Origin of the sequence: Rhizobium sp. R634 (assembly GCF_002211305.1) — a bacterium.
Lineage (GTDB): Bacteria > Pseudomonadota > Alphaproteobacteria > Rhizobiales > Rhizobiaceae > Rhizobium.
This window is the reverse complement of record NZ_LOKW01000001.1, coordinates 837,955-850,182: the sequence shown is the minus strand read 5'-3', so window position 1 is coordinate 850,182 and position 12,228 is coordinate 837,955. Positions and strand designations below refer to the sequence as shown.

The following is a 12,228-nucleotide window of genomic DNA, read 5'->3' as shown; positions in this document are numbered from 1 at the left end:
AAGGAGCCAAGCCATGAACGGTCTCGGCGGTTTGAACAAATCGGAACATGGCGTCGGCATCGGCCTCGTCCAATTGCAGCTTCCAGTTACCGTCACCAGAGAAGACCTCGCCCGCCAGACACAGGTGATCGTCGATCTCGTCGCTAAAGCTCGACGCAATCAACCCGGCATGGATCTGGTTGTTTTCCCTGAATATGCCCTTCACGGGCTGTCGATGGATATCAATCCCGCGATCATGTGCACGCTCGACGGGCCAGAGGTCGCAGCCTTTAAGAAGGCTTGCAAGGCGAACGCGATATGGGGCTGCTTCTCGATCATGGAGCGGAACCCTGAGGGCATGCCCTACAATTCCGGCATTGTCATCGATGATAAGGGCGAGCTGAAGCTCTACTATCGCAAAATGCACCCATGGGTGCCGGTCGAGCCATGGGAGCCTGGCAATGCCGGTATCCCGGTCACCGACGGGCCAAAGGGTGCAAAGCTCGCGCTCATCATCTGCCATGACGGTATGTTCCCAGAGATGGCCCGCGAATGCGCCTACAAGGGTGCGGAAATCATGATCCGCACGGCCGGTTACACGGCGCCAATTCGTGAAAGCTGGAAATTCACCAATCAGTCGAATGCCTTCTGCAATCTCATGGTTACGGCGAGCGTCTGCATGTCCGGCTCGGACGGCACCTTCGATTCCATGGGCGAAGGTATGGTCTGCAATTTCGACGGCACGATCATAGCTCACGGCGCCTCTGGGCGCGTCAACGAGATCATCACTGCCGAAGTCCGTCCCGATCTGGTGCGCGAAGCGCGCCTCGGCTGGGGCGTCGAAAACAATATCTACCAATTCGGCCATCGCGGCTATGTCGCTGTCTCCGGCGGCGCGGGTGACGCGCCCTATACCTACATGCACGACCTCGTCGCCGGCAAATACCGCCTTCCCTGGGACGATCGGGTGAAGGTCACGGACGGTACGTCCTGCGGCTTCGAGAAGCCGACGCGGCGCTACAGTGAAACATTCAAGTTCGCGGGTGAATAGGAGAAGAAGACGATGGACGCCATGGTCGACACCAAAGGACATTATATCGACGCCGACCCCTATGCCTGGCCCTATAACGGCGATCTGAGGCCTGATAACACTGCCCTCATCATCATCGACATGCAGACGGATTTCTGCGGCACGGGCGGCTATGTCGATCACATGGGTTATGACCTGTCGCTCGTCCAGGCGCCGATCGAGCCGATCAAACGCGTGCTGGCCATCATGCGCGCCAAGGGCTACCACATCATCCACACGCGCGAAGGCCATCGGCCCGACCTTGCCGACCTGCCGGCCAACAAACGCTGGCGCTCGCAGCGGATCGGCGCAGGGATCGGCGATCCAGGCCCTTGCGGGCGTATCCTGACCCGCGGCGAGCCCGGATGGGACATCATCCCCGAACTCTATCCGATCGAAGGCGAGACAATCATCGACAAGCCGGGCAAGGGCTCCTTCTGCGCCACCGACCTGGAATTGATCCTGAACCAGAAGCGCATCGCAAACATCATCCTGACCGGCATCACCACCGATGTCTGCGTCTCCACAACGATGCGCGAGGCCAACGACCGCGGTTTCGAATGCCTGCTGCTGGAAGATTGCTGCGGCGCGACCGACTACGGCAACCATCTCGCCGCCATCAAGATGGTGAAGATGCAGGGCGGCGTCTTCGGCTCCGTCTCCAATTCACAAACGCTTGTGAGCCAGCTGCCATGAGCACGGTCCGCGACACACCTCTCCCACAGGCCGGCCGAGCCGTCGGCATCGATACGCTCGACATAACGATGCGCTTCGGCAGCTTCACGGCCCTCGACCGCGTCTCGATCAAGGTGCCCCCCGGCAGCTTCCATGCTTTGCTCGGAGAAAACGGTGCCGGGAAATCGACCCTCGTCAAGTGCATCATGGGCTTCTACCACGCCACCGCGGGCGCGCTTTCGGTCGACGGCCGCGAAGTGGCCATCGCCTCACCCAAGGACGCCGCCATCTATGGCCTCGGCATGGTCTATCAGCACTTTACGCTCGTCCCGTCGCTGACCGGCGCCGAAAATCTCGTTATCAGCCGCGCCGAAGTGCCCGCCATCATCAACTGGGCGAAGGAGCGGAAGGACCTTGCCGCCTTCATGGACCGCATGCCGTTCAGGATCCCGCTGGACCGCCCCGTGAGCGAGCTTGCCGCCGGCGAGAAGCAGAAGCTGGAGATCCTCAAGCAGCTCTATCTCGGCCGCTCCTTTCTCGTTCTCGACGAACCGACCTCGGTTCTGACGCCTGCCGAAGCCGATGAGATGCTGGGTCTCATCAGGGGAATGACCGAGCGCGGCAAACTGACCGTGCTGATGATTTCGCACAAGTTCCACGAGGTGACGAAATTCGCCGATGCCGTCTCGATCCTGCGGCGCGGCAGGCTGGTCGGCACCGGCAAGGTCGGCGACCTCTCGACATCGGATATGGCCGCCATGATGATCGGCGACGTGAAGCTTGCAGAACTCGACAGCCGCGTTCCCGTCGCCGAAAACGCCAGGCCCGTCCTTGCGGTGGAACAGGTCAAGGCGCCGGACCGCTCTGGCCTCAAGACCATCGCGATCGACAATCTCATGGTCCGCTCCGGCGAGATCGTCGGCATTGCCGGCATTTCGGGCAATGGTCAGAAAGAGCTGACGGAAATCCTCGCCGGCCAGCGGCCGGTCGACAGCGGCCGCGTGAGCGTCAATGGCGAGGCCTACGGCGCAACGCGCCCCGAGACCCGCAGGAATAACGTCCGCTTCATCCCGGAGGAGCCGTTGCAGAACGCCTGCGCCCCGCGCATGACGGTCAGCGAAAATCTCGCCTTCCGGACCTTCGACCTGGCGGCCAACGGCAAGGATGCGACCTGGCTGAACAAGGGCAAGATGAAAGAGCGGGCGGCCGTGCTGATTTCGGATTTCAAGGTGAAGACCGCCTCCTCATCCTCGCCCATCGCGGCACTTTCGGGCGGCAACGTGCAGCGCGCGGTGCTCGCCCGCGAACTGACCGGCGAGGTGGACCTCCTGATCGTCTCCAATCCCTGTTTCGGCCTCGACTTCTCGGCTGTCGCCGAAATTCGGGCCCGCATCATGAAGGCCCGCAATTCCGGCACGGCCGTGCTGCTGCTGTCCGAAGATCTCGACGAACTGCTCGAGATGTCCGACCGCATCATGGTCATTTCCGAAGGCAGGCTGGTTTACGAGACATCGGCGCGTGCGGCCGATATCGCCGTGATCGGCGCCCACATGGCGGGGCATCATTGATGGCCGAGATCAAGGCAGAACCCTTCGCTTTCCCGGTAAAGCACGACCAGCTCGCCCTTATCGTCATCGATATGCAGCGCGATTTTGCAGAGCCCGGCGGCTTCGGCGCAAGCCTCGGCAACGACGTCAGCCGCATCGGCAGGATCGTGCCCGATGTCAAACGTCTCATCCAGGGCTTCCGCTATGCCGGCCTGCCGGTTATCCATACGATGGAATGCCACCGGCCCGACCTTTCGGACCTGCCGCCGGCAAAACGCGACCGCGGCAATCCCATGCTCAGGATCGGCGACGACGGTCCCATGGGCCGCGTCCTCATAACGGGCGAGCCCGGAACGGCCATTCTGCCGGAGCTAGCTCCGATCGACGGCGAAGTGGTCATCAAAAAGCCCGGCAAGGGCGCCTTCTATGCCACGAACCTCGGAGAAGTGCTGCAGCGAAAGGGCATCAGGCAACTGGTCTTTGCCGGCGTGACCACCGAGGTCTGCGTGCAGACGACCATGCGCGAGGCGAACGACCGCGGCTATGAATGCCTGCTCGCCGAGGAGGCGACGGAAAGTTATTTTCCCGAATTCAAGACCGCCGCCATCGCCATGATCCGCGCCCAGGGCGCGATCGTCGGCTGGACCGCCCATGTCGACGACATTCTGGAAAGCATCGCCCATGCCTGAAACCACCCGCGAACTTCTGACGTCAGGCGGCTGGAAGGAATTGGAATTCGGCCCCTTCCGCGATCAGGTAACCATCCATTGGATCCGTCCCTTCGAGGACGACCAGCCGGGCGTGGCGCTTCTGAAATACGAGGCCGGCGCCAGCGTTCCGCGCCATCGGCATGAGGGACTGGAAACCATTCTCGTTCTCGATGGCGTACAATCGGACGAGGCGGGCGATTATGGTCGCGGCAGTTATATCGTCAACGCTCCCGGTACCGAACATTCGGTCTGGAGCGAAACCGGCTGCGTCGTGCTCATCCAATGGGATCGGCCGGTGAAAATACTGGAATAGGACGTCGCATAAAACCGGCGATCCGGCCTTCCACATTGCCCCGCTGCGCCAGTCTGTCGCAATGATCTCAGCACGCCGCGATCGTTGCATTATTCCTGGCCGCGTGACCGATCCCGGCATGAAGCCGTACGATCAAGGGTTCCACGTAGGTTTTTCCAATCGATCGCCTTGAAAGGATCTGAACCGCCGACCTGCACCTCGGATATACTAAGGCATTGAAAGTCCACCGATTCTATGCGCGAAGCACCGGCTGCAGCGGACCTCATTATTACTTCCGAGGCGTCTCCGTGTTTCTACCAGCCTATCTCCGGTCCGCAGGCATTCGGAAATTCGTAAGCGACAAGCAGCCCCCGTCTGGCAAGACTGCAATTATCGCGTTACGGCATGAGACATCGGTTTTTCTCATTGTGATGATCCAATGTCTACGCCTACGGCTATCCGTCATGGGACCAGCGAGAACCCGAGCATTGCCGAGATATCTTGTTATCCGCCAGAATTGATCGTTTGCGGAGATCTTGACGAAGTCTGGCTTCCTGGAAGGCTGATCCGATTTCGTAGGTAGGATTGCGGACTAGTTCCAGAAACAGGACATCCAGACACGATAGGGGCTTGCGTTGTGCACGATCCGATTTCGCTCGAGGTAAATGCGCTTTGTTTGCCAGATTATCTTTTGGTCATGTCCGCCTAGTGTCGTAGATGTACTTTTCGCAGTTTTGAGCCCGTAAGTAATCGGAACGTTCGCAGCTGTCCAAGTGGCCGGTCGGCCATGAGTGCCTGGAGGTCTTTGGAAACTGTTAGGTATTTCGGATCGAGAATTGCAAGGCCGAAGCGGTGGGGTTCGGATATGGTTTCTTTGATCGGTTTGATGAGGTCAGCAAAGCGTTCAGGTTCTTTTTCTCGATGAAGGGAATACACCCATTGCAGCATGTTTCGGAAGTAAGCGGCGCGTTGCGCCGTCACGACGGCCTCACAGATTTCGCCAATCCTATTTTCCTTATCCTTCAGCTCGGCAGAAGCCCTTCTAGTGCTGACCATACCGAGACAAGCTGCGTCGACAAGCCGTCGGCGTGAAACCCGTTCGCGTACTCCGTAATAGATTTACGAATTTTATCGGAGACCTCCGGCAGTAGGGTATTAGCAAGATGGAAACTCGTTCCCCCACGATCTTGTTGGCATACTTGTCGGAAACTCGTCTGCGCCATCGCATGGGACAGGGGCCCGACAATCGCATGCCCATCTGCGGTTCCGGCCCGCACGATGACCATTCGATCAACCCAATCAGCTTCGGAATGGGCATTCATTGTATAAGCAATCGAGCGAGCTAGGACTAATTTTGCCTCTGCCTGGGCGCGCGCATCTCCAAAATCATAAGCTTCGAGATCCTTGAGCAGAAAGACGCTCTTGGTGGTGTCGCCGGCAGATCTTCGCTTGCCCCATTCATGGCGTCCCCTTCATCCAAGGGCCGCGTATCGAGGAACTCGGCGATTTGTCGCGCTGGGCGGCCTCGACGGTAGTGGAGGGTCGGCCAGATCCTTCCGATCAATACTTCCATCGGCGGGTCTTGGGCTCGGCCGACAACTCCTACTTGGACGCGTTGGATGCCGACGTCGCGACGGAACTCTGCTCGATCCTTGGTCACATGGCCGCGACAACCGACGCGAAACGAATGCTCGACCGCGTTCCAGATGGCTTCGAAAACATCGACTGCCGCCATGAAGGTTTCGAGATCGCCAAGCTCGGGGAGCAAGCTGTGTCCGATTTTCTCCGCAATCGCCCCACGGCCACCGACCGGCGATTTGGCGCGCATAAGTCGCTCTACTCGCCGGTCATTCGCTGGCTCGACTGGAATATCAATGATCCCAATTATAAGGGCCTGATCGACTTCTTCCAGAGCTTCGCGGAGCAGAACCTGCCGATGGCACCAAGCGAGCGGTTTGTTCGGCCGGTCAATGAGCGTATCGTGCATTCGGTCAAAAGCGCGGCCGCGGAGTACGACATCTCCGAAGCCCGCATCGAATGCGTGGTCCGTGAATACCGGGGGTTCATTTGCGGCGGCAAAAGCTTTAACCGCGCCGCGATGCATGCACACATCATTCGTGAGCAGGAAATGCTAACCACTTCGGTAGCGGCCAAATTGCTTGGGTGCACTGTGATTGTATTGACCAACTGCTCAAGGCGGGCTTGCTTGGCTACCAGTCAAACGACGGCCTTAGGGAGCGGATCTTTCGCTTCGTTGCCAAGGACGAGGTCGAGGGGCTTCTGAAGAAACTCGAAACAATTGTTGAGGAGGTCGACGCGATCGGTACCCCCACGATGCGACCGATCGCGGCATCTAACTACAGCCTCACCACGGCGGTTCAGCATGTACTCGGCGGGAAGATCAATGCAGCCGTCGTGCGCGGGAACCCGATCAGGCTCGATAATATCAACTTGAACGTCGAGGACATGCTTAGGCAAAAAAGGGCGGACCCGAAACGGCGCCGCAATGTCCGCGTAAAATACCCGGATACACTGTCAGTCGATGAATCCGCGTCAGCTTGAACGTAACCGGATCGTTGAGGAGCTGTTCAAGCTTGGATTGTTGGTGGGCGTGCCACGCCGCGCGAACGCGAAATTTCATGCGCGGCGAGCACCCAAGACGGAAATCGAGGAATTCAAAAAGACCTACATTTCAGCGGAGGAAGTCGCGCCCATGCTCGGCACGGTGACGACGAAGCTTGTCAAGAAACTCGACCGCTTTGGTATCGAACCGGTTCTTCGCGGCGTCAAGCACGTGGCGAAGATCTACCGCCGCGAGGATTTGGAGCAGAATCTATCGGTCTGAAAACAACCTCGTAATTGCAGAAAGAGCCCGACGTTGTCGGGCTTTTTTTGTATCTTTATTCAGGAAGGCGACAAGATTGGAAACGAGTTACGGGAACATTTGGAAAATTGGTCTGAAATTTCGATTTGCCCCTAAACAATTTCAATGACTTACTTTGAAAAATGGAAAAAAGTTAAGGGCGTCGACATCGACGCTCCCAGTTCTCTGAGCTCACGGTTTCCGTCGGAACGAAAATTTCTGATAAGGTCCACCTCACCGCGCGTCGTGAAAATCACCCACCAATGGAAAGGCCACCGAAAGAGGAGATACCGCTTGCAACTGAGATTGGAGTTGTTCGTCGAAGCGGCAGAGAGATCGCTCGATTTCTATCGGCGGGTTCTGGGCTTCGAAATTCGGGGCTCGGCAAGCGCGGAATATACCATGCTGACGAACGGTGACGCAGTGATCGCGATCAATTTGCGGAGCGCCCTTCCAAGCGATCATCCGTTGCGGATCGAAACGGGCGAGAAAGCTGGCCTCGGCATCGAGATCGTCTTAAGCGTCGCCGACGTCGAGGATGCCTATCGCACGGCAAAGGAGAGCGGCTGGCCACTTTCCGATCTTGCGCAGCAACCCTGGGGACTTCGCGACTTTCGCCTTGTCGATCCTGACGGCTATTATATCAGAGTGACCAGCCGTCACGCGGGCTGACAAGCTGAGGGGCAAGAAACCGAAAAAGGGGCAGCATGGCACTATTCGACTTCTTAAAACGCAAGCGGTCGCTTGCGACAATTAAAGATACGACGGCCTCTCACGCGCCGGTTATGACGCCGCGTTTCTCTTGGATGATCCTTTTCCGTGACGGCTTTGGCGATCTGACGTTACTTCAAGCAGCGTTGATGAGATATCAGGAACCTCTTCGGCAGGTGACCTCGCACCAGTTGAAGTTCGGGGCACCGGCAGAGTTGGACATTCGATTGAGCAGCGAGAGCCATGTGCTGGCTGAATCCCAGGGGATCGCAGCACAATTTCCTCATGCCGAAAGCAGCGCAATTGCACGCTGCAATCAGCGTGTCGAATTGTCATGGGGCATTGAGGATGACCCGAGCTTAATCACAAATCTCATCGGCTTCGTGGAGCCTGAGGTACGCCGTTTAGTCGGCAACTGTTGGACATTTGACTGCGACAGCGGGCAGTGGTTTTGAATGCTCCATCCGGTCGCAAAATCCGTACTTTACGAAAGCTAACACAGGATTGCATGAACGACGCCGGAAGAACTCGCGGCGGTCATCAAGAACAAGTAGAGGCCTGCGACTATGGCCTGATGACCTAATACTCGCCGGGCGGGCAGTTTCTCGGCGATCTCAGGGTCAAGGCTGGGGCTTGAACGAATAACGGAATCTTGATCAGCAAAAACGGTTATCGGATCGCGAGACCGGCCTATTTGCGCATTCATCGCACTGAAATCGCCGTTTTTTGGGGAAGCGATAGGAGGGTGGGATGCTTCAAATTCGTAAACTATTGGCTGCGATGGCAGCCGTCGTCTTGGTTGCCGTTTCATCGTCCTGCACGACAAGTTCGACCGACTCGGTCCAAACCGGCTCGGTTGGATATAGCAGCGTCGACTATGGCCTCAGACCAGCCTGCCGCGACGGCTTCGGCAACGATCGTCCTTGCAGCTATTAGATCGCCCGGCCGCTTGACGAGCGCCATCAATAGCAGCGGGAAGCAGAAAATCCATTTGGCTTCAGCTTTGTCGTGAGCGCTCAAAATAGCGATTCACGATGTCCTTGACTTCGCGTGAACTGAACCCCGAAACCCATCTGTGCGGTATCGCGACGACCCGTTCAAGAGGCTGTCGCTTGCGCAACTGTCCAAGGATTTCCGGATCAGCGTCGTTGCGGACAGTCAGATAGATGAATTGCGCCCACCGGGTCTCGGGGATATCGACACGTTCGATCATTGACCAGGGGATGAGCTTCGGCAGCCTTTGAGCAGCGATGCCGTCGGGCCCGATCACCATGATGGGCTTCGTGAAATGGACCTTCCGAGCGTTTACCACAACATAAACGATGACGCCGAGCAAGACGATCGCAAACAGGCCCTCTCCGACACCGCTGGTGCGTCTGCTCATTTCAATCTGCCCAAGGGCGATGAGTGAGAGGTAAACGGAAAAGAGCATCAAGAGGCCAACGGTCATGAAGAGGTATCTGACGCCCCCTCGCAAGACGAGAATTGGCTGGGTGGCGTTTGGGTCGCGGTCGGCGGCGGGAGAATGCCCATCGGTCATGTGTTGAAATCAATCCTTAGGTCTCGTTTCAAGAGAGGAAACCATTTCATGCCGCCTGCTCGACCCAATATTTTACCAGCATCAATGCGGCTGCCTTGCTGAGCAGAACGTCACGCTCCTCCGCCAAATCGTCTTCGAAACGCTCGCAGAGCTTTTCCTAGGCAGTGAAAAGATCCGCCGCGTCAGCGTGGCGACGATACCTCAGCTCCAAGCGAGCGATCGTCGACATCAACTCGGGCGTAGTTGGTATAGACGCCATTTTGACCTCCGGAAGCAGGTAACGGAATTAGTTGGCTACACATCTATTGGAAAATCGTTACGAACACCTGCAAGCGTGCTACACAACCGAGATAGTGCTCTAGGAAAGACGGTCATGCGGTATCTTCGGTCAGGGCCGCGTCGGCTTCACACCCAGGAGATGGGCGGTCCGCGCGCCAAAACGGTGGGTCTGAGGTCGGGCGAGATCGCCGACCGGAACATTCGCGTCATCCTGGAGGCGATCCGGCGGCATGGGCCGCTGACGCGCACCGAGCTTGGGCGCCATAGCGGGCTGACCGGGCCCGGCATCACCAATATCCTGCGTCGGCTGGCGGATGAGAAGCTCGTCACCTCGAACCGGCGCAACGGGCTCGGCGGCGGCGCCACGGCGACCGAATTTGCGCTGCGGCCGGAAGGCGCTTTTTCGGTCGGGGTGAAGCTTCGCGAGCGGCGCGGCGAGATCGTGCTCGTCGATCTGAGCGGCCAGATGCATGAGCGGGCCTATTTCGACGTGGACCCGGCGGACAAGGTCCAGTTGGTGCATACGGCCGTCCGAGACATGGTCGATCGGCATGCCGCCAGGCCGGTCATCGGACTCGGCATCGCCGCCAACGACTGGACGGAGGCTGAGAGCGACGCGATTGCCGCGATCTCGACGATCGCTCGCCCCTATGTCGAGAACGAATGCACGGCGGGCCTTCTTGCCGAGCGCACGATCGGCAGCGGCCTGCCGGAGGGCGGGCTCGCGATGATCATCATCGACGACGACGTGCAGGCGGGCTTCCTCATTCGCGGCGTGCCCTATTCCGGCGTGCACGGACGAGCGGGCAGCATCGGCGAAATGCTGACCGGGCCCGACAATGTCCGGCTCAACACCGTCGTCGGCTTCGGATCGCTGCGGGCGCGCATCGGTGAGGAGGATTTCGCCCGGCTGCTGAAGGGCGAGGAATTCTCCTGCCCCCTGCTGTCGCAATGGATCCGCGAGGCCGCGGGCCATCTCCTCGATCCGATCATCGCCATGGCCGGCTTCTTCGCCCCGAGCACCGTCATGATCGGCGGAGACCTGCCGCAGGGCGTGATCGAGGCGCTGATCCACCAGCTTTCCATCGAGCGGCGCGATACCGCGACGCGGCCGATCATCACGCCATGGATTTCGCCGATGCGGCCGGCCAGCTTCAGCGGCGGCGGTGTCGCGCTCGGTGCGGCGCTGCTGCCCTTCCTCAACACGCTGCTGCTGCCGCCGGCTTCGGCCTAAGAAGTGAGCGCCTCGTCTTTGTGGCTGAGATCGGAAGCGAGCGCCTTGTCGAGTACCTTCTGGATATTCGCCGCGCGGCGGAAGGATGGTTCCTGGGTCTTGCCCGCCCGCACCGCCTGGACGAAACGCTGGTAATTGGTCTCGACGGGATCGAAGGGCACGTCGCGCCAGGTCGCCGTGTGCACGTCCTCGCCGAGGCAGGCGCGCAGCGTCGAATTGCCGGTGTCGTAGATCATCTCGACCGAGCCGGTTTCGCCGTAGACCCTAAGCCGCAGCTGGTCCATCTGGCCGGCGGCGGTGCGCGTCGCCTGGATCGTGCCGATCGCGCCATTGGTGAAATCGACATTCATCGTGAAACTGTCATTGGCATCGAGATCGTACTCGCCGATCTTGTGGCCGGGCGCCTTGTCGAAGGTCTTCAGCCGGGCAAAGACATGGGCGACGTCGAGGCCGGAGCCGTAGGAGGCGAAATCGACGATGTGGATGCCGATATCGCCGAGCGCGCCGTTCGAGCCGTGCTTCTTGCTCAGCCGCCACAGCCATTTGCTCTCGCTCTTCCAATCGCCCCAGTGGCGGCCGACCAGCCAGCTCTGAAGATGCGACGCCTCGACATGGCGCACCGCGCCGATCTCGCCGGCGAGCACCATCTGCCGGCCTTTCTGCAGCGCCGGCGAATTGCGATAGGTGAAGTTGACCATGCCGACCTTGCCCGCCCGCTCGATCGCCTCGGTCATCTCCATGGCCTTCGCCGCATCGGTGGCGAGCGGCTTCTCGCAGAAGACATGCTTGCCGGCGGCAATCGCCTGCAGCGTCGTCGGATGGTGGATGCTGTCGGGCGTGACATTGGCAACCGCATCGAACTCGCCCCAGGCGAGCGCATCCTCCAGCGAGAGGAAATGATTGGCGATGCCATGTTCGGTGCAGAAGGCCGCCAGCCGCTCCGGAACGACATCGACGCCGCCGACGACGCTGACGCCTTCGATCGCCTTGAAACGTGCTGCGTGCTGGTTGGCCATGCCGCCGGTGCCGAGAATGAGTAAACGCATCTTCTCCTCCACAGAGTTTGGATTTCCGGCTGCCGCCGGGCAAAAACCGCCGCTTGCGGTCGCGGCCATCCGCGATCGCTCGGGCTCTTCCTCGGGAAAATTGCGGGGTGGATGCGCCGCGCGTCTGGTGGACGCTCCATCACCTTCGATCCGGTGCATGACCTCGCGAAGTCGACTCGATTTTCGCCGGCAGCGCGCTAGCTGCTGTTGAATGTCGCCAGCATCTCGATCCTCCCAAAGCTCTGGCTTGACATCAAATCAAAGTAACTTAATCTAATTAATG

General features: G+C 59.2%; 14 protein-coding genes. 11 read left to right on the top strand and 3 right to left on the bottom strand.

Going from position 1 to position 12,228, the window contains the following annotated elements; all coding sequences use genetic code 11:
• Positions 1 to 13: 13 nt before the first annotated feature.
• The 5 genes from ATY77_RS03840 to ATY77_RS03820 are packed head-to-tail and all read left to right on the top strand — an operon-like array spanning position 14 to position 4,293.
• Positions 14 to 1,030: a formamidase gene (locus ATY77_RS03840; protein ID WP_088686145.1), complete on the top strand. Its 1,017-nt coding sequence runs from the start codon at positions 14 to 16 to the stop codon at positions 1,028 to 1,030.
• A 12-nt stretch (positions 1,031 to 1,042) separates the two neighbouring features.
• The gene (locus ATY77_RS03835; RefSeq protein WP_088686144.1) at positions 1,043 to 1,744 is read left to right on the top strand and encodes an isochorismatase family cysteine hydrolase; all 702 of its coding nucleotides are present in this window, start codon (positions 1,043 to 1,045) and stop codon (positions 1,742 to 1,744) included.
• Positions 1,741 to 3,291, top strand: coding sequence for an ABC transporter ATP-binding protein (locus ATY77_RS03830; protein ID WP_088686143.1), 1,551 nt, complete (start codon positions 1,741 to 1,743; stop codon positions 3,289 to 3,291). Before ATY77_RS03835 ends, ATY77_RS03830 begins: the two co-directional genes overlap by 4 nt.
• Positions 3,291 to 3,959: a cysteine hydrolase gene (locus ATY77_RS03825; RefSeq protein WP_088686142.1), complete on the top strand. Its 669-nt coding sequence runs from the start codon at positions 3,291 to 3,293 to the stop codon at positions 3,957 to 3,959. Before ATY77_RS03830 ends, ATY77_RS03825 begins: the two co-directional genes overlap by 1 nt.
• The gene (locus tag ATY77_RS03820) at positions 3,952 to 4,293 is read left to right on the top strand and encodes a cupin domain-containing protein (protein WP_088686141.1); all 342 of its coding nucleotides are present in this window, start codon (positions 3,952 to 3,954) and stop codon (positions 4,291 to 4,293) included. The genes ATY77_RS03825 and ATY77_RS03820 overlap by 8 nt, the downstream gene beginning before the upstream one ends.
• 684 nt (positions 4,294 to 4,977) lie before the next feature.
• Here the strand turns inward: ATY77_RS03820 and ATY77_RS32360 are convergent.
• Complete coding sequence (locus ATY77_RS32360; protein WP_141103907.1) at positions 4,978 to 5,253, bottom strand: hypothetical protein; 276 nt, start codon at positions 5,251 to 5,253, stop codon at positions 4,978 to 4,980.
• Between the two features lie 526 nt (positions 5,254 to 5,779).
• Here ATY77_RS32360 and ATY77_RS32355 point away from each other — a divergent pair.
• The 5 genes from ATY77_RS32355 (at position 5,780) to ATY77_RS33115 (ending at position 8,782) form a co-directional block, all read left to right on the top strand.
• Positions 5,780 to 6,556 carry a hypothetical protein gene (locus ATY77_RS32355; RefSeq protein ID WP_141103906.1) on the top strand — a complete coding sequence of 259 codons (777 nt, stop codon included), beginning with the start codon at positions 5,780 to 5,782 and terminating at the stop codon, positions 6,554 to 6,556.
• 258 nt (positions 6,557 to 6,814) lie between these two features.
• Entirely contained in the window at positions 6,815 to 7,117 is a 303-nt protein-coding gene (locus ATY77_RS03800) for a hypothetical protein (protein ID WP_088686137.1), read from the top strand.
• A 312-nt stretch (positions 7,118 to 7,429) separates the two neighbouring features.
• Entirely contained in the window at positions 7,430 to 7,807 is a 378-nt protein-coding gene (locus ATY77_RS03795) for a VOC family protein (protein WP_088686136.1), read from the top strand.
• Positions 7,808 to 7,842: 35 nt separating this feature from the next.
• Positions 7,843 to 8,301 carry a hypothetical protein gene (locus ATY77_RS03790; protein ID WP_088686135.1) on the top strand — a complete coding sequence of 153 codons (459 nt, stop codon included), beginning with the start codon at positions 7,843 to 7,845 and terminating at the stop codon, positions 8,299 to 8,301.
• A 295-nt stretch (positions 8,302 to 8,596) separates the two neighbouring features.
• Complete coding sequence (locus ATY77_RS33115) at positions 8,597 to 8,782, top strand: hypothetical protein (RefSeq protein ID WP_088686134.1); 186 nt, start codon at positions 8,597 to 8,599, stop codon at positions 8,780 to 8,782.
• Between the two features lie 61 nt (positions 8,783 to 8,843).
• Here ATY77_RS33115 and ATY77_RS03780 read toward each other — a convergent pair whose 3' ends face one another.
• Positions 8,844 to 9,386, bottom strand: coding sequence for a hypothetical protein (locus ATY77_RS03780; RefSeq protein ID WP_088686133.1), 543 nt, complete (start codon positions 9,384 to 9,386; stop codon positions 8,844 to 8,846).
• Between the two features lie 373 nt (positions 9,387 to 9,759).
• On the opposite strand from ATY77_RS03780, the gene ATY77_RS03775 reads away from it, so the two are divergent.
• Positions 9,760 to 10,899, top strand: coding sequence for an ROK family transcriptional regulator (locus tag ATY77_RS03775; protein ID WP_088686132.1), 1,140 nt, complete (start codon positions 9,760 to 9,762; stop codon positions 10,897 to 10,899).
• On the opposite strand, the gene ATY77_RS03770 is transcribed toward ATY77_RS03775, so the two are convergent.
• Entirely contained in the window at positions 10,896 to 11,945 is a 1,050-nt protein-coding gene (locus ATY77_RS03770; RefSeq protein WP_088676007.1) for a Gfo/Idh/MocA family oxidoreductase, read from the bottom strand. The genes ATY77_RS03775 and ATY77_RS03770 overlap by 4 nt on opposite strands.
• Positions 11,946 to 12,228: the final 283 nt, after the last annotated feature.